General features: G+C 39.1%; 26 protein-coding genes and 2 other annotated features. Of the genes, 3 read left to right on the top strand and 23 right to left on the bottom strand.

The window, feature by feature from the left end; all coding sequences use genetic code 11:
- The first annotated feature begins 16 nt into the window (after window positions 1-16).
- Both ACOZIR_RS01280 and ACOZIR_RS01275 read left to right on the top strand, forming a co-directional pair.
- Window positions 17-1,153, top strand: a complete 1,137-nt coding sequence (locus ACOZIR_RS01280) for an IscS subfamily cysteine desulfurase (protein ID WP_045292150.1) — start codon at window positions 17-19, stop codon at window positions 1,151-1,153.
- A gap of 15 nt (window positions 1,154-1,168) precedes the next feature.
- Window positions 1,169-1,714 carry a transcription repressor NadR gene (locus tag ACOZIR_RS01275; protein WP_045292152.1) on the top strand — a complete coding sequence of 182 codons (546 nt, stop codon included), beginning with the start codon at window positions 1,169-1,171 and terminating at the stop codon, window positions 1,712-1,714.
- Between the two features lie 28 nt (window positions 1,715-1,742).
- On the opposite strand, the gene pheA is transcribed toward ACOZIR_RS01275, so the two are convergent.
- The 23 genes from pheA to ACOZIR_RS01160 all read right to left on the bottom strand — a co-directional run bounded on the left by pheA (window position 1,743) and on the right by ACOZIR_RS01160 (window position 22,356).
- The gene (gene pheA / locus ACOZIR_RS01270; RefSeq protein WP_028410569.1) at window positions 1,743-2,615 is read right to left on the bottom strand and encodes a prephenate dehydratase; all 873 of its coding nucleotides are present in this window, start codon (window positions 2,613-2,615) and stop codon (window positions 1,743-1,745) included.
- Between the two features lie 28 nt (window positions 2,616-2,643).
- Window positions 2,644-3,093 (bottom strand): ACT domain-containing protein, encoded by a 450-nt coding sequence (locus ACOZIR_RS01265; protein ID WP_013059332.1) that lies wholly within the window; start codon window positions 3,091-3,093, stop codon window positions 2,644-2,646.
- A 33-nt stretch (window positions 3,094-3,126) separates the two neighbouring features.
- A complete protein-coding gene (gene obgE, locus ACOZIR_RS01260; protein WP_045292154.1) occupies window positions 3,127-4,413 on the bottom strand; it encodes a GTPase ObgE in 1,287 nt (428 codons plus the stop codon).
- A gap of 51 nt (window positions 4,414-4,464) precedes the next feature.
- Window positions 4,465-5,001, bottom strand: coding sequence for a Spo0B C-terminal domain-containing protein (locus tag ACOZIR_RS01255; protein ID WP_013085118.1), 537 nt, complete (start codon window positions 4,999-5,001; stop codon window positions 4,465-4,467).
- 171 nt (window positions 5,002-5,172) lie between these two features.
- A complete protein-coding gene (gene rpmA / locus ACOZIR_RS01250) occupies window positions 5,173-5,466 on the bottom strand; it encodes a 50S ribosomal protein L27 (protein WP_013059335.1) in 294 nt (97 codons plus the stop codon).
- 16 nt (window positions 5,467-5,482) lie between these two features.
- Window positions 5,483-5,815: a ribosomal-processing cysteine protease Prp gene (locus ACOZIR_RS01245; RefSeq protein WP_013059336.1), complete on the bottom strand. Its 333-nt coding sequence runs from the start codon at window positions 5,813-5,815 to the stop codon at window positions 5,483-5,485.
- Between the two features lie 9 nt (window positions 5,816-5,824).
- Entirely contained in the window at window positions 5,825-6,133 is a 309-nt protein-coding gene (rplU, locus tag ACOZIR_RS01240) for a 50S ribosomal protein L21 (protein ID WP_013059337.1), read from the bottom strand.
- A gap of 14 nt (window positions 6,134-6,147) precedes the next feature.
- Window positions 6,148-6,219: a sequence feature (ribosomal protein L21 leader region), on the bottom strand.
- A 78-nt stretch (window positions 6,220-6,297) separates the two neighbouring features.
- Complete coding sequence (locus ACOZIR_RS01235; RefSeq protein ID WP_310878305.1) at window positions 6,298-7,767, bottom strand: Rne/Rng family ribonuclease; 1,470 nt, start codon at window positions 7,765-7,767, stop codon at window positions 6,298-6,300.
- Between the two features lie 83 nt (window positions 7,768-7,850).
- On the bottom strand, window positions 7,851-8,717 hold the full coding sequence (locus ACOZIR_RS01230) for a M50 family metallopeptidase (RefSeq protein WP_052942374.1): 867 nt from the start codon (window positions 8,715-8,717) through the stop codon (window positions 7,851-7,853).
- Window positions 8,710-9,492 (bottom strand): M23 family metallopeptidase, encoded by a 783-nt coding sequence (locus ACOZIR_RS01225; protein WP_045291087.1) that lies wholly within the window; start codon window positions 9,490-9,492, stop codon window positions 8,710-8,712. The genes ACOZIR_RS01230 and ACOZIR_RS01225 overlap by 8 nt, the downstream gene beginning before the upstream one ends.
- A gap of 120 nt (window positions 9,493-9,612) precedes the next feature.
- Window positions 9,613-10,413, bottom strand: a complete 801-nt coding sequence (minD, locus tag ACOZIR_RS01220; protein WP_013059341.1) for a septum site-determining protein MinD — start codon at window positions 10,411-10,413, stop codon at window positions 9,613-9,615.
- 2 nt (window positions 10,414-10,415) lie between these two features.
- Complete coding sequence (gene minC / locus ACOZIR_RS01215) at window positions 10,416-11,099, bottom strand: septum site-determining protein MinC (protein ID WP_045291088.1); 684 nt, start codon at window positions 11,097-11,099, stop codon at window positions 10,416-10,418.
- 116 nt (window positions 11,100-11,215) lie between these two features.
- On the bottom strand, window positions 11,216-11,734 hold the full coding sequence (mreD, locus tag ACOZIR_RS01210; protein WP_014458115.1) for a rod shape-determining protein MreD: 519 nt from the start codon (window positions 11,732-11,734) through the stop codon (window positions 11,216-11,218).
- The gene (mreC, locus tag ACOZIR_RS01205; protein WP_013059344.1) at window positions 11,734-12,615 is read right to left on the bottom strand and encodes a rod shape-determining protein MreC; all 882 of its coding nucleotides are present in this window, start codon (window positions 12,613-12,615) and stop codon (window positions 11,734-11,736) included. Before mreC ends, mreD begins: the two co-directional genes overlap by 1 nt.
- Window positions 12,616-12,634: 19 nt before the next feature.
- Entirely contained in the window at window positions 12,635-13,660 is a 1,026-nt protein-coding gene (locus tag ACOZIR_RS01200) for a rod shape-determining protein (RefSeq protein ID WP_013059345.1), read from the bottom strand.
- A gap of 229 nt (window positions 13,661-13,889) precedes the next feature.
- Entirely contained in the window at window positions 13,890-14,576 is a 687-nt protein-coding gene (gene radC, locus ACOZIR_RS01195; protein WP_045291089.1) for a RadC family protein, read from the bottom strand.
- Window positions 14,577-14,591: 15 nt separating this feature from the next.
- Window positions 14,592-15,161 carry a Maf family protein gene (locus ACOZIR_RS01190; RefSeq protein ID WP_045291090.1) on the bottom strand — a complete coding sequence of 190 codons (570 nt, stop codon included), beginning with the start codon at window positions 15,159-15,161 and terminating at the stop codon, window positions 14,592-14,594.
- Window positions 15,162-15,271: 110 nt separating this feature from the next.
- Window positions 15,272-16,354, bottom strand: a complete 1,083-nt coding sequence (locus ACOZIR_RS01185; RefSeq protein WP_045291091.1) for an SPOR domain-containing protein — start codon at window positions 16,352-16,354, stop codon at window positions 15,272-15,274.
- A gap of 118 nt (window positions 16,355-16,472) precedes the next feature.
- The gene (locus ACOZIR_RS01180; RefSeq protein ID WP_045291092.1) at window positions 16,473-17,228 is read right to left on the bottom strand and encodes a prepilin peptidase; all 756 of its coding nucleotides are present in this window, start codon (window positions 17,226-17,228) and stop codon (window positions 16,473-16,475) included.
- Window positions 17,225-17,419: a hypothetical protein gene (locus ACOZIR_RS01175; RefSeq protein ID WP_310878307.1), complete on the bottom strand. Its 195-nt coding sequence runs from the start codon at window positions 17,417-17,419 to the stop codon at window positions 17,225-17,227. Before ACOZIR_RS01175 ends, ACOZIR_RS01180 begins: the two co-directional genes overlap by 4 nt.
- 185 nt (window positions 17,420-17,604) lie before the next feature.
- Window positions 17,605-18,162 (bottom strand): DUF420 domain-containing protein, encoded by a 558-nt coding sequence (locus tag ACOZIR_RS01170; RefSeq protein WP_013059351.1) that lies wholly within the window; start codon window positions 18,160-18,162, stop codon window positions 17,605-17,607.
- Between the two features lie 156 nt (window positions 18,163-18,318).
- The gene (locus ACOZIR_RS01165; RefSeq protein ID WP_045291094.1) at window positions 18,319-19,617 is read right to left on the bottom strand and encodes a bifunctional folylpolyglutamate synthase/dihydrofolate synthase; all 1,299 of its coding nucleotides are present in this window, start codon (window positions 19,615-19,617) and stop codon (window positions 18,319-18,321) included.
- Between the two features lie 96 nt (window positions 19,618-19,713).
- The gene (locus tag ACOZIR_RS01160) at window positions 19,714-22,356 is read right to left on the bottom strand and encodes a valine--tRNA ligase (protein WP_045291095.1); all 2,643 of its coding nucleotides are present in this window, start codon (window positions 22,354-22,356) and stop codon (window positions 19,714-19,716) included.
- Between the two features lie 82 nt (window positions 22,357-22,438).
- Window positions 22,439-22,683: a binding site (T-box leader), on the bottom strand.
- A gap of 230 nt (window positions 22,684-22,913) precedes the next feature.
- Here ACOZIR_RS01160 and ACOZIR_RS01155 point away from each other — a divergent pair.
- Window positions 22,914-23,111, top strand: a complete 198-nt coding sequence (locus ACOZIR_RS01155; RefSeq protein WP_013059354.1) for a hypothetical protein — start codon at window positions 22,914-22,916, stop codon at window positions 23,109-23,111.
- Window positions 23,112-23,122 lie beyond the last annotated feature (11 nt).

The following is a 23,122-nucleotide window of genomic DNA, read 5'->3' as shown; positions in this document are numbered from 1 at the left end:
TTATCGGAGGGAGAAAATGATTTATCTGGACTATGCAGCAACAACGCCAATGAGACAAGAAGCAATTGAGGTATATACTGAAGCGGCAACAAGTTATTATGGAAATTCCAGCAGTCTTCACACGCTTGGAACACAAGCAGAGAATTTGCTTACACTATGCAGAAAAAAATTAAGTCTGTTAGTAAATTGCGGAGAGGATGATCTTTTTTTTACAAGCGGAGGAACAGAAGCTAATTACTTAGCTATTCACTCTCTTTTAAAAGGAAACACTAGTGAACGAAAACATTTAGTTACAACGAAGCTTGAACATTCTTCAGTTCTTCATACGTTGCAGCAGCTTGAAAAAGAAGGCTTTTCCCTATCTTACGTACCTGTAGATCAAAACGGCGTTGTGTCTGTAGACGACTTAAAGAAGACTATTCGACCTGACACTGTGCTAGTAGCCATTCAGCATATCAATCATGAGCTCGGTACAATTCAGCCAGTTGAGGATATTGGCCATTTTCTATCTAAAAAAGAAATTCTTTTTCACTGTGATTGTGTTCAATCTTTCGGGAAGCTTCCTATTGATGTTAAAAAGCTGAAAGCTGATAGTATCTCAGTTTCTAGTCATAAAATTTACGGACCAAAAGGTGTAGGAATGGTATACATGAATTCAAGTTCTTCTTGGAAGCCTATTTATCATAAAGCAACTCATGAAAAAGGCTTTCGCCCTGGGACTGTAAATACAACGGGCATTGCTTCCTTTACTGCAGCAGCTGAATGCGCATATGCAGAAATGACGACCGCCCGGAACCATTATGAGCGCTTAAAATCGTACTTACTGGAAAACCTAGAGTCTCTTGCTCCTTTTATAGAAGTAGAAGGCCTTGGGAACTCTCATTTTCCTGGAATTATTGGACTGACGTTTTCAAACATACAGGGTCAATATGTTATGTTACAATGTAATCGTCACGGAATTGCTATATCTACGGGAAGTGCCTGCCATGTAAATCAGCAGGAACCATTAGCTTCTTTACTTGCGATTGGCAAATCGAATGCGAATGCTAAGAACTTTGTACGTATTTCATTTAGTCAACATTCAACGTTTAAGCATATTGATCGACTCATATCCGTTTTTCATTTATTACAGCAAGAATTTATGACAGTGTAAAAGGAGGGATGAAAGGTGCCAGGAACTCAAAAGAAAATTCTTGGAGAAGAAAGAAGAGAACTTATTCTCCAATGGTTAAAAACAGAGAATAAACCAATGACAGGCAGTGAGCTTTCGAAAAGAACGAACGTTAGCCGCCAAGTCATTGTACAAGATATTTCGCTGCTTAAAGCTAAAAATGAGCCCATTATCGCAACAAGCCAAGGGTATCTTTATATTCAAAATCCATCTCAAACTACCGTGCATCAGCGAATTATTGCCTGTCAGCATACGCCAGAAGATGCTGAAAAGGAGCTTCTCCTGCTTGTTGACCACGGCGTTCTCATAAAAGATGTAACCGTTGAACACCCTGTGTATGGTGAATTAACGGCTTCCGTTATGATTCAAACCCGAAAAGAAGTAGAAACGTTCATAAAAAAAATTCAAGAAACAAACGCAACTTATTTATCTCAGCTAACAGATGGAATTCACCTTCATACGATTGAAGCAGATACAATTGAAAAACTGAATGCTGCCTGCTTAGCTCTTGAAGTGGAAGGCTATTTAGTTTCGAATGAATAAAAAGATGTTGTAACAAAAAAATCCCGCTTTAAAGCGGGATTTCTGTTTCAAGCAGTGTGTGGGGATAGCTTCCTAAAAGCTCTACGCTACAGCCTAGTGCCTCAAGTTCAGCCATAGCCCCAGGGATTAATACTTCATCCATTTTTTGTTCAATATCAACGATAAAGAAATAGTTTCCAAGCCCTGTTTTCATAGGACGGGATTCAATTTTAGACAGATTTAGCTTACGCCAGGAGAAAGCTGAAAGCACTTGATGAAGCGCTCCTGCCTGATCAGATGGAAGTGTAATCATTAACGTTGTCTTGCACCCGTTTCCAGCTAAAAATGGCACCTCTTGTGCTCCGTCTTTATGCAAAATAACAAATCTTGTTGTATTATGATCATAATCATGAATGTTCGGGCAGGCAATATGTAATCCATATTCATGGGCTGCTAATCCATTTGCAATAGCTCCAATATTAAGCTCAGGGTGTTCGCTTACATACTTAGCAGCAAACGCCGTTGATGTCATCTCTTCTACTGCAGTTGACGTACATTCTCCGTGTAAAAATTTATGACACTGTGCAATTGCATGAGGATGAGAATAAATCGTTTCAATGTTTTTCCACTGTTCTGCACGAGATGGATGAACCATTAAATGCTGACGAATTGGAAGCACGATTTCTCCAACAATCGGCAGACGACGTTCATGAATAAGATAATCAAGTGTTAAATTTACAGATCCTTCAAGTGCATTTTCTAACGGTACAATTCCATACTCAATTTCTCCGTTATCCACTGCATCAATGCATGCTGGAATTGTTTTGTATGGAATATGGTCGTGCTGTTTAAATACGCCTTGGACGGCTACATGTGTAAATGTTGCCTTTGGTCCTAAATATCCTACTTTCCCCACAATCATGCCTCTCCTTATCTATATCTGTTTACCATTATGCCCCTGAACCAAGCACGTCCACTTTATCTACAAACTCTAAGCTTTTCAATCTTCGCAGCATTTCATTTAATTCAACATTCATGCTTGCTGTATCTAATGAAAGAGTTACGTTGGCACGCCCTTGTAAAGGGATGGTTTGGTGAATCGTTAACACATTGCATCCCGATGATGCAACGGTGCTCAATAAATGTGATAAAGTTCCTGATCGATCTTCAATATGAAAAAATAGTGAAATAATGCGCTGTTTGACAACCGTCTGAAACGGAAAGACCGTGTCGCGGTACTTATAAAAAGCACTGCGACTCAAGTCTACGGCTTGTACAGCATCTGCTACCGACTCAGCTTTTCCCCGTTCAATTAACAGCTTCGCATCCAATGTTTTTTTCATCGCTTCCGGTAATACATCTTCGCGAACTAAATAAAACTGCTTATCGCTCTTATGCAAGTAAAGCCCCTCCCCTTATCCTATGAACAACAATTAGTCAATAAATTCAAATTCATATTCAAATAGCTTTACAATATCGCCATCTTTTGCTCCTCGTTCACGAAGGGCTTCATCGACGCCCATGCCTCGAAGCTGGCGCGCAAATCGACGAACTGATTCTTCACGTGAGAAATCAGTCATCTTGAATAATTTTTCGATTTTTTCACCGCTTAATACGTACGAGCCATCGCTATCACGCGTAATAACAAATTCCACTTCTTTCTTTTCATGCTTGTACAGTACGCGGTGCATAGATAGATCTTCCTCTTCTTGCATTGGGAATTCCGGCGTAGTTTCTACAAGATCAGCTACTGTAAATAACAGTTCGCGGATTCCATCACGCGTTGCCGCAGAAATTGGAAAGACTTTCACTTCGTCCCCTACTTTTTCTTTGAATGCAGCTAGATTCTCTTCGGCTTGCGGGATATCCATTTTATTTGCTACCACTACTTGCGGACGTTCCGTTAAACGCATATTATACTGACGCAGCTCTTCATTAATGGTTAAGTAGTCCTCATATGGATCACGGCCTTCTAAACCTGACATATCGATTACATGGACAATAACGCGGGTACGTTCAATGTGACGTAAAAACTGGTGACCTAATCCTACACCTTCATGTGCGCCTTCGATTAGCCCTGGTAAATCTGCCATCACAAAACTGCGATTATCTTCTGTTTCAACTACTCCTAAATTCGGATTAATTGTTGTAAAATGATATTCAGCAATTTTTGGCTTTGCAGCAGACGTTACGGATAATAACGTTGACTTTCCAACACTTGGGAAACCAACTAATCCTACATCGGCTAATACTTTTAATTCAAGAATGACATTTCTCTCTTTACCCGGCTCTCCATTTTCTGAAAGCTCCGGTGCTGGATTTGCAGGTGTAGCAAAACGCGTATTCCCACGCCCTCCGCGTCCACCTTTTGCAATCACTGCGCGCTGGCCGTGTTCAACTAAATCAGCAATCGTTTCGTTCGTATCTTCATCTAACACAACGGTACCTGGTGGAACTTTTACAATCATCGGCTCAGCGTTACGTCCGTGCTGTCCTTTTGACATTCCATGTTCACCGCGGCTTGCTTTAAAGTGACGCTTATAGCGGAAATCCATCAGCGTACGTAATCCTTCTTCTACTTCAAAAATGACATCTGCACCGTGACCACCGTCACCACCTGCAGGGCCTCCTTTTGGTACGTACTTTTCGCGACGGAAGGCAACCATTCCATTTCCTCCGTCGCCACCTTTTACATATACCTTGACCTGATCTACAAACATTTCTTTTCCACTCCGTTCTATATCTTAGCTCCTGCCATAGCAAAAGCGCTGTTAACTTATTGTAAGCATAAGGCTAAATTCATCTTCAGACATATGCTGTTCAACCAATGCAACTCCTTGAGCGCACTCATAACATTGTAGCTTGTTTTGTAGCTTCTGTATATCTGTTAGTATTCCACTAAAGTCAAAAAAGAAACGAATTCCCTGTTCTTCAATGCATACTGAAATACTCAAATAATTTTCTGCATGATAATCAACATACTTTTCGAGTGCTTCTGTCAAATAGCAACACCAGTTGTATACGAACTCATCGTATTGTGATAAATCCTTCAATTCTCCAAGCACTTCCACATCTAAGCGAACAGCATGGTTATTCCAATGATAGGTCATAACAAAGCCCGCAAACAGTCGCATATTGATGTTTGTTAACTTGGATTCATGTTTGGATTCATTTACAATTTCTTCAATGATTTCATTCGCTCGATCAAGCCGATTCAACGCTAGATTGCCTTTGATTAATTGCAGCTTATTTAACCAATCATGCCGCGCGTATCTTAATACCTCTACGACATCCCATTCTTTTTCCATCTTAGCACTCCTAACTTTGACTCGAGCATAAGTATTTCACAACGCTGACAAACATCTCGTATCAATCTTCTTAGATATGTTCGATTATAACAAATTCCAATGGGTAATAGGTGAAATATTCTACAAAAAGAAAACTCTAACCTACTTGGGTTAGAGTTTTCTTTTTGTATCTTATGCTTCTTGAGCAACAGGGTATACAGATACTTTTTTACGGTCACGACCGAAACGTTCAAATTTAACGATACCGTCGATTTGAGCGAATAAAGTATCATCTCCACCACGACCTACGTTTGCACCTGGGTAAATTTTAGTACCGCGTTGACGGTATAAAATTGAACCACCAGATACGAATTGGCCATCAGCACGTTTAGCACCAAGACGTTTCGAGATTGAATCACGACCGTTTTTAGTACTACCTACTCCTTTTTTAGAAGCGAAGAATTGAAGGTCTAATCTTACTAACATGACATCCACCTCCTGTTTAGTTGTCGTTAATTTTTATATAATTACTGTAATCTAATTCGATCGTTTTCAGTGAAACAACCATACCTTCTAATAGCAATTGAATCTGTTCCAATGTGAACGAATCCACATCTTTTGGAATCTCACAACGGAGATAGCCACCATCTCCACCTTGCTCTAAGTGCGGTTCAACCCCACTTATTGAAAAGATAGCATTAATTGTTCCAAATGAAACTGCAGATGCTCCCGCACAAACAAGATCTTTTCCGTGTTCGGAAAAGTCAGCATGTCCACTCATCGTGAACCCGTCAACTTTCTTATTTGCATCACGAGAAATCGTCACCTTAATCATTTGTTATAATTACGCGTTGATAGCGTCGATTACAACTTTTGTGTAAGGTTGACGGTGACCTTGCTTACGACGATAGTTTTTCTTTGCTTTGTATTTAAATACAGTGATCTTTTTAGCGCGACCTTGTTTTTCAACTTTAGCCGTAACTGTTGCACCTTCTACGAAAGGAACACCAACTTTAACGCTGTCGCCACCTACAAATAATACTTTGTCAAAAGTAACTGTTTCGCCTTGTTCACCAGCAAGTTTTTCAACGTAGATTGCTTGACCAGCCTCTACTTTAATTTGCTTACCACCAGTTTCAATAATTGCGTACATTCTCTGCACCTCCTCTAAAAACTAAGACTCGCCATCACAGGTGTTCAAGTGAACTTAAAACCTGTTCTGAGCGGTTGTAGCACGGGTGCTACAAACCAACATATTAAATCTTACTACAAATCAAAGGTTAGTGTCAATTGGAATTCATCTTTTCTTCTAAAAATTTATATAGAAGCAGAGACCCTTTTTTGAATCTGCTCATTCGACCCCAATTGACGCAAAACAAATGCGTTTGTATAATCATCGCTTGGCGTAAGATATACGGTTTTTTTAACCATTTTCTCTAAAGCTTTGAGAAATCCTTGAGCTTTCATTTCATTTATCACATCACTTCGCGTCTCAATCCAAATAGCCTCTTCTTCCGCGCCGCGATGTTCCCAAATTACACGTTCAATTTGAAAAGCAGCCGTTTTGGAATCAATCATTTTACCGGTTCCTTCACATACTTCACAAGGCATAGTTAATGTTGATCCAATACTATTGCGCACTTTCTTACGCGTTAATTGCAATATGCCGAGCTCTGTAAAGCCAACTACATTCGTCCGCACTTCATCTTGTTCACATAGCTTTTTCATATACCTTTCTACTTCTGTCCGATCTTCTTTATGAGGCATATTTATAAAATCAATTAAGATCATGCCGCCTAAGTGACGTAATTGCATCTGTTTGGACAGTTCATACGCAGCTTCCATATTTGTTTGAAGCATTGTCTTTCGAATATTATCTTTTCCTGAAAACTTCCCAGTGTTCACGTCCACGACCGTCATCGCTTCCGTTTCGTCAATCACGATATAGCCTCCGCTTTTGAGCCACACGATTCGCTTTAAAAGCTTCTCTATTTGCCGTTCCACATCATAAAAAGAGAAAATATTTTCATTTCCTTTATAGTACTCTATTGACGAGTTAGGGTAGGTAGTTTGAAGATGCTGATATAGGTCGAAGTCATCTACTACTATCCCATCAATTCCTTGTTGAAGTGCAGCTTGCACTCTTGTTTCGAGAAAATCTTGTCCTTTGCTGACTAGGACAGGAGCTTTCATTCCCTGAGTCTGTCGTTCAAGGCGCTCATATTTCTTCTGTAGCTCTTTTATTTTATGTTGGACCGCAGCTTCTGATTTTTCCTCAATCGCTGTTCGAAATAAAAAGCCTTCCCCCCCCTGTTTTAACCGCTCACCAAGCTGTTTCCACTTTTGGCGTTTTGGCTCATCTATTTTTTTGGATACAGCGACATAGTTTCCGTGCGGTAAATATACAAGCTCATCAGAAGAAAATTCAATAATACCCGTCAGCTTCGGCCCTTTTGTCCCAATGCCTTCTTTTACAACTTGAACTAGTACTTTTTCTCCTTCACGAATAAAAGCAGACATCGGCTGCTGATCTTTGTGAGGATTCTCTGACTGCTGATAAGATACAAGTTCATTTCGATGAATAAATCCGTTCATTGATAAACCGATATCGATAAAAGCTGCTTGCATATGCGGCAGCACTTTTACGACTTTACCCCAATATATATCACCAATAATTTGATTCTCGCTTTGTTCTTCTAAATATATTTTTTCTAGTGCTTTATCGTTTATCACGGCTATACGTTTTGAAGAAGTAGCCGCGTTAATGATACATGCTTTCACATACATTGCCTCACTTTAATCTAAATTCATAGGAAAAAGTTCGGTCAGTGCAACCGAACTTTTTTCATTCTATTCTATGTTACTAGAAATCAGTAAACTGTTACAAGTTCATCTAGTGGGCTATTTGTTCTTTTTTCTACAAAGTAAGCGTGTAGAAGTTCATTTTCATCAATTTGTACATGCTCGCCTGTTTGAGATGTAGCAATAATCATATGCTTACAACCTCTTTGAAATTTTTGCAGGACTTGATGGAGCGTCTCACTGGTTGATACACTTAGCGTTTTTAAAGCTCCAATTGGATGTTCTTTTCCATGATACCTCTCCAACAAAAAGCGCATGTAGACAAATTGCCTGCTCTTCCATTCCAAATATCCGGATATAATTAAAAATGAAATAACAATCCATAAGTGCAGCTGAAAAGGATGCATAATGACGGCGTAGATAATACCGCTAGCTAAAAAAAACGTTGATAACCGGAGCGCAAGCTTATGCGCTTCTAAAAATGGTAAAGAACGACTGCACATTAAAAAAAGCAGCTTCCCTCCGTCCAATGGCCAAATGGGCAAAAGGTTAAACAGTAAAATTACCGTGCATTGAAACATAAATTGCTCATACGTTTCCAAGGACAACACATTTATTTTCATTAATAAGAAAGCTGCTCCAAACATCCAAAGATGCTGAAGAGGTCCACTTATTGTCACAATAAACTCTTCTCGAAATGGACGATTACCATGTTCATCTACTTCTGCTACTCCCCCAAAAGGTAAGAGCATAATTCTGCGAATCCGCCAAGAAAAACACTGAGCCGCTACGGCGTGGCCCAGTTCATGAATAATTACAATAATAAATAACAAAAAAAGCTGCTTTACCGTAGCCGTTAAGATACCAATTACGAAAATCCCCCAAAACAATGGATGAATGTGAATTTTCATCAATAACGAAAAAGCACTATTCAAATTGAATCACCTGACTAGGATCCACAAACTTATCGCCTTTTTTAATAGCAAAATAGAATGTTCCAGCATCGCCTTTTTTACTGTTTTCCACAATTCCTACTTCTTTGCCTTTATTTACAAAATCATACATACTAACATTGATTTTTTTAAGCTGTCCATACCACGTTTCGGTTCCATCAGCATGTTGAATAATAACCGTATTCCCAGTATCATCACGTTTTCCTACATACCTTACAATACCTTCACTCATTGCTTCTACAACAGAATCCACTCCTGTTTGAACCGTCACGCCTTGCTTACTTTGAGCAAATGTTTCTGTTACTTTCCCGGAAGCTGGAGTAGCGTATTCTCCGCTTACACTTTGCTCCGTTTTGCTAGACTCTTTATTCGGCAGTAGCGTTAACGGCTTCCCAAACTTATCTTCATACCAGGAGGAAACAGCTGCAAACTGAAATTCTTTATCCATTGTTTGTTGAACCACCACTCTGCCCTGTTCGAAAGTAGGAGAAGCGTTCTTGAACATAATTCCTACAATTAACACTAAGCAGGCCGAAGCTAAAATTTTAAATAAAAAGCGTTCTTTTCGAAATAACGGGTGATATTCCTTTGCTGATGGTGTGTATTCAACCGCAGAATAATCCATCGATCCATATTTTTCTTCTTCACTCATTAAGGACGTATGAAGAGGTTCTTGAGGAAGACGCTTCGTTGTATTTAATTGTTTTCGCTTACGCTCAGCAATTCGTTTACGGATTTCATCAGCACGTCGATTCATGATTCATCATTCTCCTTGTTCTTATCGTATAATCAACTATATGACTTGTCCGTGGAGCTTATGACAGCTTGACTCTACAAAATCACACAAATAAAAAAAGCTTCCTCTATCGGAAGCTTTTTAAGAACGAACACCAAAGAATCGTTTAATACGTGCAAACATTCCCTTATCTTCTTCATCTAACGATTGAAGAGGAACCGTTTCACCTAGAATACGTCTTGCAATATTACGATATGCAATTGATGCTTTGCTTGATGGATCCATGACAATTGGTTCACCGTTGTTAGAAGCACGAATAACATTTTCATCGTCAGCAACGATTCCAATTAAATCAACAGCCAGAAGCTGAGAAATTTCTTCCACGTCCAGCATGTCTCCATTTTTCATCATATGACTACGGATTCGGTTAATAACCAGTTTTGGAGATTCGATATCCTCTTGCTCCAATAATCCAATAATACGGTCAGCATCACGAACAGCTGAAACTTCCGGTGTTGTCACAACGAGTGCCTTATCAGCGCCAGCTACGGCATTCTTATAGCCTTGTTCAATACCAGCTGGGCAATCAATAACCACATAGTCATAGTCTTGCTTTAACTGAAGAACTAACTCTCGCATTTGTTCTGGTTGAACAGCTGTTTTGTCACTCGTTTGAGCAGCAGGAAGTAAGTACAAACATTCAAAACGCTTGTCCTTAATCAAGGCTTTTTGCGGTTGGCATCGACCTTCTACCACGTCTACAAGATCATAAATAATACGATTTTCAAGCCCCATTACAACATCCAAGTTGCGTAAGCCGATATCAGTGTCTACTAGACACACGCGCTTTCCAGCTAATGCTAGAGCAGTACCTAAATTGGCTGATGTCGTTGTTTTTCCAACTCCACCTTTACCAGACGTAACAACAATAGCCTCTCCCACTGTCAAATTCTCCTTTCTACCCTGGTCAAATTCGGTCTTAGATGCGGTAAAGCTTGCACGCGATCTATCACCATTTGATCATTATCATCTAAGTATGCACATTCCATTATATTCTCTTCCTTCTCACTGCGCTCTTCTTCTGATCGGGTAATGATATCAGCAATGCGCAGTTGTGAAGGTTTCATTAACGATGCAGCAATAACGGCGTTTTTATTGCCGCGATATCCTGCATGAGCAATCCCTTTTAAAGCACCTAATACAAATAAATTTCCTCCAGCTACAACGGTTCCTCCGGGATTTACGTCTCCGACTAGAAGCAAATCGCCTTCTACATGGAGAACCTGTCCTGAACGAACTACCTTTGTAACAGATACTAATTCACTTTCTTCTCTTACTCGGACTGCATCTTGCTTTAAAATAACGTTACTATCAATTTGTTTAACTACTAAATACTGATTTTCTTCTATGAGCGCCTTCAATTCGGTTTCCTGCTCTGTAGTTAAATAACGATTTCCGATTTTGACATACACTGTGACGATTTGATCGGCATCGCCATGCTTATTTGTCAAAAGCTTCGTCTTAAGTTCCGTCAAAAGCTCTGCAAATGAACATCTATCATTGAGATGCAACGTTAATCCATCTTTTGTTCCTTTAATTGTCACATTTTGTTGCTTTTGTTTATTCAAGACGCTCACCTCAACGAATATATAATTTCGACAGAGACTTACTCAATTCCTTTTTTTCGTTTCTTCAATCAGCATTTTTATCACATCACGAACGAGAAGCGTAATATATTTTCGGATCAGCGTTCATCGATAAATTTAGCGAAATATTGAAAACATCTTTGAAGCGGAAATGCAAAAATGAGTGCAAATATGGCATTTAAAATGATGGTTGCGTAAAATCGCTCTTGCAAGAAGCGACCAATGGTCATATCGGATATATTAATAATGCTATTAATGCCATATACATAAAACTCAATAATGGCTACAGCTAATAGCGACATGCAGATTACGATAAGCGTATTTTGCTGAAAAATCTTCATTAGTTTTGATACGATATAGCATACGGCCGGCAATCCAAGCGCGTATACTCCTAAGACATCCGTAAAGGCAATATCGTACATGAATCCAAGGATTACTCCATATAGCATCGCTTGCTTTGGATGATAATACACTGCCATAAAAGCCAGTACCACTACAACAAAGTGAGGCGATAGAATCCAGTCTCGCCATGGTGATGCCATGGCAACAAAATTAACAAAGATACTTTCAAACATAAAAACGACAAGCACGAGAATAGGAAGGACAAACCGCTTCATCAGTTAGCCTCCTCCGCCCCTAAATCGTCTTCAGCAGCGGGCGCACTTCTTTTAGCTACAACTACGTTATCTAAGTCATACAAGTCAGCAGCAGGTTTGATATAAGCTTTTTTTGTTAATCCATATTCATCAGGCTCAATTTTTGTGATAACGCCAATTGGAAGATTGCTAGGAAAAATGCCGTCTTCTTGTCCTAGACCGGACGTTACTACTTTTTGCTTTTCTTTAATATCAGCATCAAAAGGAATACGACGCATAACAAGCGCCTGTTCTTTATCATCATAGCCTTCAATTAAACCAAACACTTCTTTTTTAGCCTGAATTTTAGCAGATACACGGTTCGTACGATCTGATGAACTAATTAACTGCACAGTAGATGTAAACTTAGATGCATGCTTCACTTTACCAATCAGCCCTTCAGGAGTCATAACAGCCATATTTTCCTGCACATTATGAACCGTCCCTTTATCAATGGCAATTACCTCATGCCAACGGTCTGGATTACGAGCAATAACTGTTGCTTCGATTGGGTTGTATTGACTTAAATCCGTTTTTTTGTCGAGCTGTGCTCTTAATTTTTTATTTTCTTGCTGCAAAGCGTTGGCTTTCGTTTCTAATTGCATGCGTTCGTCTAAACGGGCTTTTAATACCTCGTTTTCTTCGTATGTACGCTTTAAGTCACCTACATTCTGAAAGAAACCCGCTACAAATTGTGCGGGTTCATTAAAGGTAGCCTGAACAAGACCAACCGTATCTTTGACAAACTGTTCAGGCCACGTTACATTTTTACGACCATTTAACGAAAAACCAATCAATGCCACTAATACAATAATACTGACCAATAAAATAACTAAACGTTTATTTAAGAAAAATTGTGGCACGATCTACACCTCTTAATATTTAGCGATATGAATCGCTTGTACGATTTTTAAATAAATCAATGTGTTCTAACGCTTTACCAGTTCCAATTGCAACACAGTCAAGCGGATCTTCTGCGATGACAACCGGCATATTTGTTTCTTCACTAATAACTTTATCTAAATTACGTAGCAATGCGCCACCGCCTGTTAATACAATACCGCGATCCATAATATCTGCCGCAAGTTCAGGTGGTGTTTTTTCTAATGTACTTTTTACTGAATCTACAATAGAAGCCACTGTATCTTTTAGCGCTTCTGCAATTTCTTCTGCTGAAATTTCGATTGTTTTCGGTAGACCTGTTAGTAAGTCACGTCCGCGAATTTCCATGTTTTCAATACCTTCTGGAATTCCGGCAGAACCGACTTCTACTTTTAATGCTTCTGACGTACGCTCACCGATCATTAAATTGTAATTCTTGCGAATATATTGAATAATCGCTTCATCCATCTCGTCACCAGCGATACGGATTGACTGACATGTTACGATTCCGCCTAAAGAAATAATCGCAACTTCTGTTGTTCCTCCGCCAATATCTACTACCATACTTCCCGTTGGCTCCCAAACCGGTAGATTGGCGCCGATTGCTGCAGCAAACGGTTCTTCAATTGTATACGCATCACGTGCGCCAGCCTGACGAGTCGCATCAATAACGGCACGTTTCTCAACAGCTGTAATGCCAGAAGGTACACAAACCATTACATACGGCTTACCCGCAAACAAACTTTTTGTTTTTTGAGCTTGATTGATGTAATATTTCATCATCGTCGCAGTTGTTTCGTAATCTGCAATAACTCCATCTTTCATTGGACGAAGGGCTACTACGTTCCCAGGTGTACGACCAATCATATTTTTTGCATCGTTACCTACCGCAACGATTTGTTTTGTATCAGTTTGCAAAGCCACAACAGACGGCTCACGCACAACAATTCCTTTTCCTTTTACATAAACGAGCGTATTTGCAGTACCCAAATCTATTCCAAGGTCTCTAGTACCGATTCCAAACATGTGTCTCTTCCTTTCTCTTACCAAAATGCAAAGGTAAAAATTCCATAATTCAATTTCTTCATTTCATAAGTAACATTTTTTATTTTCTATACTTTTTTCATAGATGTCAACGCCAAATATTGTATGATAAAAAGTCATACTTTGTCTATTAATAACGAATGATTGTAAAGAACTTGTCATTTAAAATCATGACTACTATTATAACCCAAGGATTTTAAAAAGCATAGCCTTACATGTATCCTTTTTCTTTTAAACTAATATATTTTCGATCCCCGATAATTAAATGATCTAACAATTCAATTCCTATGATAAATCCGCACTCTTTTAAGCGCTTCGTTACCTCTATATCTTCTCTGCTGGGAGTAGGGTCGCCGGAGGGATGATTATGAATACAAATAAGAGATGCAGCTGAACGGCGAAAGGCTTCTTTAAATACTTCTCTTGGATGGACAATAGATGAATTGAGGCTTCCGATAAAAATGGTTTGCTTGTGGAGAACTTGATTTTTCGTGTTGAGGTATAAACAGACGAAATGCTCTTGGGACAGCACGCGCATTTCTTCCATCACATAATTAGCTCCGTCTTCAGGGCCATGAATGGTATATCGCTGACTAGATTTCCGCTGTACAATCCTCTTGCCTATTTCAATAGCCGCTATAATTTGAATCGCTTTTGCAGGTCCGATACCTTTAATATTCATCATTTCATCAAGCGATGCATGCTGTAAAAGTTGAAGACCTTCAAAATGCGTTAATATGCGATTGGACAGCTGAAGAACAGATTCATCTTTGGTTCCAGTGCGCAGTAAAATAGCAATAAGCTCGTGGTTAGAAAGACTAGAAGCACCCATTGCCACAAGGCGCTCTCGAGGTCTTTCATCTTGAGGAAAATCTTTAATTAGCAATGATTGATCCAATTTCGTCACTCCTTTTTAGTAGACGAAACCGTATTGTTTTAGCTCACGTATTGTTCGGGAGAGCGGCAAGCCCACCACAGAGAAATAGTCTCCTTCAATTTTCTTAACTAGCGCAGCACCGAGACCTTGAATTCCATAAGAACCAGCCTTATCCATAGGCTCTCCTGACTCTACGTACTGTACGATTTCATCTTGTTCAATCGGCCAAAACTCTACATCAGTTTGTTCATAAAACGTATGAACTTTTGCATTTGATACGAACGCTACTCCTGTTAACACCTGATGTTTTTGACCTGACAGCATCGTAAGTGTTTCAATCGCTTCTTGTTTCGTTTTTGGCTTTCCTAAAATACGATTGCCATATACGACAACTGTATCGGCACCTAGGACCATATCCTCTTTAAAATGCGAAGCGACGTCCACTGCTTTTTGCCTAGCTAAATCCATTACTACCTCGGACGGAGTGTATGATGGATTGACGATTTCTTCAATTGTACTAACGTGAACGGTAAAGGGAATGTGAAGCTGCTGAAGTAATTCTTTTCGACGAGGAGAGCCTGAGGCTAAAATTAATGTTTGTTTCATACATCTCACCTTTGCATTTTGATTTTAAAAAGAAGGACACACCGTTATTTTAGCAATTTCATCTCGAAATGACAATAAACAAGTGAGGCAGCATTACACTACCTCACCTGTTAAGACGTTACAAGGCTTTCATACTGCTGAAGAGCTTTTAACACGTATCGCTGAGCAAGCCAAGCATCTTTACTGCTTTGATTGTCTTCATATGAAGAAAGAGAAGCCGCAGCCTTTTGAAGGGTGCTCATCATGGTTTTAATGTCTCCATTTGATGCTTCTTTCTGAACTTTTGTCAGCTCTTTTTTCAGAGATTTGATATCGGCTACCCGCTCTCCTTCAATCGCTTTAACAGATTGATCTAAAAGATTAGCCATAAACGGCTGCGCTGTTGTTATAACCGTTTGATCTTTTTTCCCTAATTCGCTAGTGGGCTTAATTTCATAAGACTTTACATATACATCTTTACCTTGTTGTTTATACGTGTTACTAAGTGCCTTCGCTTTTTCTTCTCCAGTGGCAGCACCAACGACAAGAGAATAGGTTTTAGGTGAAAAGATCTCGCCTGCTTCGTTCTCTTCTTTCCATTTATCCATTGCTTTATTTGCAGCAGCTTTTGATGAAAAAGCACCTGCTTGTACAATGTAAAAGGAAAAGGGTTCTAAAGTAGAAGCAGCAGCTGACGTATCTTTCGACTCCTGTTCGTTTTTCTTTTCAGCTTTACCAACACTTTCAGTGGCAGACGCTGTTTGGGCAGCTTTTTCTTCTTTCGTACGCTCACTCGTTTGTGCTTTTCCTACAGGCTGTTCGCTTCCCGTCATCATTTTCACACCAACCATACCGATGCCGCTGCCTATTCCGACTGCTAGCAGTACAATCAGAGCCGTTCGTTTGATCACACCGCCGTTTACCGTTTTAATCGAAACATTTTTAGGATGTAATCGCGGCTTTTTCTTTTTTTCATTTCTTACATCTTCAATAAACACCACTTTATTTTCTTCCACATGAGAATCTTTGGATGCCGGCTCCGGAAGAACCCACGTAAATTCGTCTTTTTCGGGCGCTTGTTCTTCCTTTTCATCCTTGGATTGACCATTGATTTTAATTGAAATCTTTCGTTCCTGCTTGTCCACTGCCCCACCGCCTTTAGTTAACGTAGTCTTAGTACCGGTTGCAAGCTGAGGTAAACCGACATAAAACATACACTTTTTTCCATGCTATCATAGAAGAAAAAAAAAATAACAAGACATTTGTCGTCTTGTTACAAAAGGTTTTCGCTATTTAGTTACAGAAATTTCAAATTTGTCGAAGACTTGAAGCTCAATAAAAATAGCTGCTAACATACCAGTCTATCAATTCGTTTCCATGAAAATAAGCAGCGATTGTCCCTATAAAAATAAAAGGAACGAAAGGAATTGGTACACCTACCTTTGCCTTTTTCATTAATAACGCTCCTATACTAACGGTTCCGCCTATTAATATAGCTAAAAAAAGCGATAGTAAAACAAGCTTTACTCCAAGCACAATACCAATCAAACCATACAATTTAATATCTCCTTCTCCAAGGCCTCCTCTGCTGAGAAATGCGACTAGAAAGAGGAGAAAAAATGCTATTCCTCCTCCCATTAAGGAATCACTCCACGAAGTTAATGGAATGAAAAGACGCTCAAGAAGAAAGATAGGCAAAAAGAAAAGCAGCACCTTATTCGGGACAATCATATAAGCTATATCTGAGACAACTATAATTGTTAAAAAAGAAACAAAGGTTAATATGACAATCAGTTCTAACGTCATATTTAATCTAAAAAAAGCATATACAAATAAACTTCCTGTCGAAAATTCTACGAACGGGTAGATGAAGGAGATTTTTTTGCGACACATACTACATTTTCCTGCATTTTTAATGTAGGAGACTATGGGAATTAACTGCTGTGGAGAAAGACCGGATAAACAGTGTGGACAATGAGATCTTGGAGATAAGATAGATTTTTTCTGAGGAATTCTAAGACCTGCTACGTTATAAAATGAACCTAGGGTGATACCTGAAACAAATAGATAAAGGTAAATTAAACTCATACGACTCCTTCCATTTCAGGATTACAGAATACTAACTGTAGATTTTCTTTTGAATGGGGCAATGTATCTTTTCCTTTTAAATAACTGCCAATAAATGGAATAAGAAAAGCTGCTAGAAGACCTATTACGATAACCAGTATGATCACTTGCATTAGAGAAAGTCCTTTATTCTCCGTTGACAGTTTATCCATTTCTACACCTCTCCTTTATTGATTAGTATCAAACAACTCCTTCATTACTAAACTGAATCATAATACCCATAAAAGTCATATTTTGTATGCCTCCTTCCTTAAAACACACCTTTTATAGGTAATAAGGATTATATCACTAAAAAACAAAAACAGCATAAAAAAACGTCTGCAAAAGCAGACGTTTTTTAATAGTAAGGAGCCATAAATAAGTAGACAATTACACCTGTAAGACTTACATAAAGCCAGATTGGCATTGTCCATCGCACAATTTTTTTATGTTTTTCAACTTGCATTGTCCAGCCCCACACAAGTGCAAACAGTGCCAGCGGAACAATAATCGCTGCTAGAAAACTGTGTGTGATCAAAATAAAAAAGTAAATGGGACGAACGATTCCTTCTCCACCGAACGTAGCTGTTTCTGTGGAAATGTAGTGGAACGTTAAATATGAAACTAAAAAGAGCAGTGTGGAAGTGAATGCTGCTAAAATAAAACCTTTATGAGCATTAATATTTTTCCTGAAAATTGAAATCAACGCTGCAACTAAAAAAATAAACGTAAAACTATTCAAAATAGCATTTAACCGTGGAAAGATAGTCAAATCAAAACTTACTTTTCCTTGATAGCCAATATTCGAAAAGAATAGCAGTAAAATAATAACATTCGCTATCACTGAAAAGGTAAGAATAATACCGGTAAAGTTTTTATTACTTTTCGGTACAATTTTTTCATTATTCTTACTCATGTTAACAATCTCCTTATTTAGTGATGTACATGTTTATTATATATCACTTACCTAGGGGGTGAAAGTGACAATACTTTGAACTTAGTGCTTACTTATTATCCGTATCCCTTCCTTACATTATGTTAAAAGCAGCAAGATTTCACTTGCTGCTTTTGCTCAGCTGAGAAGAAAAGCCCGCACTTCTGATATAAAGTACAGAGACCCTGTAATCACCACCATGTCTTGTTCACCTGTCGCCTTTTCCTTTACGTAAGCAATTGCTTTTTTCCAATCCTCGTCCATATGCTTATTATGATGAGTACTCATCTCATAAAGCTCCGCGGCTGCGCGAGCACGAGGAAAGTCAAAGGACGTAAATGTAATACTTGTAGCGATTGTTTCAAGTTCTTGGACCATTCGATCAGCGCTTTTATCATTTAAACAGCTGAAAACTAAATGAATGTTTCGATCTTCATAATGAAGGCGTAAAGTAGATAACAAGCTATCAATGCCTTCTGCATTATGAGCCCCATCAATAATCGTTAAAGGATGCTCATTTACTATCTCAAAGCGGCCGTTCCACTTTGTATGCTGAATCCCTTTTATCATTTGCTCATTGGAGATAGAAAGCTTTTTCTTTTCTTTTAAATAACAAACGGCCATCACAGCCAAAGCTGCATTTTTAACTTGATGATAGCCAAGCATATTTAATTGCAAGTGTTCAAATGTACCATACGGCGTTTTTAACGTAAAGCCTTCTCCATTTGCTACGGGCTCATAGTTTTCAATTTTAAATTCTTTTCCTAACACAAATAACGGAGCCTGCTTCGAATTTGCCTCTTCTGTAATGACGTCGAGCGCCTTTACCTGCTCCGCACCAGTAATAATAGGGACTTCTTTTTTAATAATCCCCGCTTTTTCTGCTGAAATTTCTTCTACCGTATCACCTAGTATCGCCATGTGATCAAATCCAATGTTTGTAATAACACTCACCATAGGATTCACAACGTTTGTTGAATCATATCGTCCCCCAAGACCTGTTTCAAACACAGCATAGTCAACTGAATCATGATAGCCGAAATAAAGAAAAGCCATGATTGTAATCACTTCAAATTCCGTTGCTGACCCTAAGTCCGTATGTTCTAGTCGCTCCACTACAGGCTTTACTTCCTGAACAAGAGCGGTCATTGCTTCATTTGAAATAGGCTGTCCATTCACGCTAATCCGCTCATTAAATGTTTCGATATAAGGGGAAGTAAACGTTCCAACTTTATACCCTGCTTCTTCTAACATGTTTCGCAAATAAGAAACAGTAGAACCTTTACCATTCGTCCCAGCAACATGAATAGCATTTATATTTTGCTGCGGAAAATCAAGCTGCTCTAGCATCCATTCCATTCGTTCTAACCCCGGCTTGATTCCAAAGCGAAGTCTGTTATGAATCCAATCAAGCGCTTCTTCATATGTCGTTATCATCTTTTATTCACCTTTCTTTTCCATCGCTATTATTATGTAAAGAAAAAGCGTCGCTATACAAGCCACGCTTTTTCTGTTCATTCATTAACCCATTGATTATCCGCGTAATTCAGCAATACGAGACTGAACAGCTTCACGTTTTTCAACGTAATCTTGCTCTTTTGCACGCTCTTCTTCTACTACTTTAGCAGGCGCTTTTGCAATAAAGCCTTGGTTGTTTAATTTCTTTTGTACACGCTCTACTTCTTTGTTTAACTTGTCGTATTCTTTTTCTAAACGTGCGATTTCTTCTTCGATATTAATTAAACCTTCAAGAGGTAAAATTAATTCTGCTCCTGTTACAACAGCACTCATCGCTTTTTCATCTAATGAAACATCGGTTGAAATCACAAGCTCACTTGGATTACAGAAACGTTCTACATACGCACGGTTCTTTTCAAGCTGGCTTTGAATATTTTCATCTTTAGCTTTAATAAATAATTTTACTTGTTTGCTCATCGGCGTGTTCACTTCAGCACGAATATTACGAACAGCACGAATAATATCTACAAGTAAACGCATATCGTTAGCAGCTTCTTTATCCGAAAGCTCAGCGCGTACTTCCGGCCATTTAGCTACTGTAATTGATTCGCCTTCATGCGGCAAGCTTTGCCAAATTTCCTCAGTAATAAACGGCATGAATGGATGTAAAAGTCGCATTGTGTTATCAAGTACATAAGCTAAAATTGAGCGAGTTGTCTTTTTAGCTGCTTCATCTTCTCCGTAAAGAGGAAGTTTAGCCATTTCAATGTACCAATCGCAGAAATCATCCCAAATAAAGTTATAGAGAATGCGTCCAACTTCACCGAATTCATATTTGTCAGCTAATTTTGTTACGTGCTCAATCGTCTCATTTAAGCGCGTTAAAATCCATTTATCGGCAACGGACTTTTCGCCTGATAAATCAAGCTCTTCAAATGTGATGCCGTCCATGTTCATTAATGCAAAACGAGAAGCATTCCAAATTTTATTTGCAAAATTCCACGTCGCTTCGACTTTTTCAAAGCTGAAGCGTAAATCTTGTCCCGGTGAGCTTCCTGTCGATAAGAAGTAGCGAAGAGAATCTGCACCGTATTTCTCGATTACTTCCATTGGATCTACGCCGTTACCAAGTGATTTACTCATTTTACGACCTTCAGCATCTCGTACAAGACCGTGAATAAGTACATCGTCAAACGGACGTTTACCCGTAAATTCAAGACCTTGGAAAATCATACGAGATACCCAGAAGAAAATAATGTCGTAGCCTGTTACAAGCACATTTGTTGGGTAGTAGCGTTTGAAATCAGCTGCATCCACATCCGGCCAGCCCATTGTTGAGAACGGCCATAGCGCTGAACTGAACCATGTGTCTAATACATCTGAATCCTGTTCCCAGTTTTCGATATCTGCTGGAGCCTCATGATCTACGTATACTTCTCCAGTTTCTTTGTGATACCAAGCTGGAATGCGGTGTCCCCACCAAAGCTGACGCGAAATACACCAGTCGCGAATATTTTCCATCCAGTGTAAGTATGTCTTTTCAAAACGATCAGGTACAAAGTTGACTTTTTCTTCTTGTTTTTGAAGATCTACTGCTTTATCTGCTAACGGCTGCATTTTTACAAACCATTGAGTTGATAAATAAGGTTCGACAACGGCACCGCTTCGTTCACTGTGACCTACTGAATGCATGTGGTCTTCAATGTTGAACAATACGCCGTCTTCTTGAAGGTCTTTAACAATTTGCTTACGGCAAGCAAAACGATCCATTCCTTCATATTTACCTGCTTTGTCATTCATCGTACCGTCTTGATTCATCACTAAAATACGCTCTAAATTATGACGGTTTCCAATTTCAAAATCGTTCGGGTCATGAGCAGGCGTAATTTTCACCGCACCAGAACCGAATTCCATATCAACATAATCATCGCCTACGATTGGAATTTCACGCCCTACAATCGGAAGGACAACCTTTTTGCCGATTAAGTGCTTATAGCGATCATCTTCAGGGTGAACAGCTACAGCCGTATCTCCTAGCATTGTTTCAGGACGAGTTGTTGCGATTTCAATATGTCCAGAACCATCTGCCAACGGATAGCGCATATGATAAAACGCACCTTGTACATCTTTGTAAATAACCTCGATGTCTGAAAGAGCTGTTTTTGTAGCTGGATCCCAGTTAATAATATATTCTCCGCGATAGATTAATCCTTTTTTGTAAAGCGTTACGAATACTTCACGCACTGCTTTAGAAAGACCTTTATCAAGCGTGAAGCGCTCGCGTGAATAGTCCAAGCCAAGTCCTAGCTTCGACCACTGCTGGCGAATAAAGCTTGCATATTCTTCTTTCCATTTCCACGTTTCAGCTACAAAGTTTTCGCGGCCTAAATCGTAGCGGCTTTTCCCTTCGCTGCGAAGCTTTTCTTCTACTTTTGCCTGCGTTGCAATCCCCGCATGGTCCATGCCGGGAAGCCATAGAACGTCATAGCCTTGCATGCGCTTCATACGCGTTAAAATATCTTGTAACGTTGTATCCCAAGCGTGGCCTAAATGCAGCTTGCCCGTTACGTTTGGGGGTGGAATTACAATTGTATACGGCTCTTTTTCAGGGTCATTTGTTGCTTCAAAAAACTTCCCGTCTAACCAATACTGATAACGATTTTCTTCAACGGTTTTTGGATCATACTTCGTTGGAAGAGTCACTTCTTTTTCAGACATAATGTATACCTCCATAATATAAAGTTTCAGTCTTTAGAAACTGTGTAAACCTTTTATAAACATAAAAAAACTCCTTTCCTAATAAAAGGACGAAAGGAGTTGATTTCGCGGTACCACCTTTTTTTATAGACGTATCCCGTTTGATAAGCCTATACACTTCATTTCATAACGGTTGATTAACCGGCTTTTTCTACTGAGCTATGCAGCTGTTCAAAAAAGCTACTCATAGGCGACATTCCGAGTGCACATTCTTAAGAAATCTCACAGCAGCTGATTCCTCTCTCTGAAAGACGAACATCCCGTACTCTTCCTATTCACTGTATTTATGTATGAATTTCTCTTAATTATACTATATGAAAAAATGTTGAATCGTCAATAATCTTCTCCATTTTTTTACGATAATATTCATAATTTTTTTGTCCTGCTCTTTATTTTTTCATTCACTCGCTAAATTTGGAAATAAAATGAAGAGTTCACTCAAAAAAATGGCACCATTTCTTTCTTTTTTCATATACTGACTTTAACCTGGGCACGTGGATTGAAAGGGGCATGTACAAATGAAGAAACGAATAAATGTAAATTCGTATCAGCTGCAGCGGTGGCTCAAAACAGCAGGAGCGGCTTGTGGACAGTTTATTGTTCCTTTAACAATTTTTCAAGGTATACGTACACTATTTTTCCCTACAACCTTTGATGTACTGTTGTTGGCACTGCTTGCCATACTAGCGGTTGCTTTATATTCGGACTGGATTTAAAAACCCAAGCG

The sequence above is a fragment of the Priestia sp. D3YE.R1 genome, from assembly GCF_049199565.1.
In the GTDB taxonomy this organism is placed as follows: Bacteria; Bacillota; Bacilli; order Bacillales; family Bacillaceae_H; genus Priestia; species Priestia aryabhattai.
Note: the sequence above shows the minus strand (reverse complement) of the source record. Positions and strands in the feature narration are given on the sequence as shown.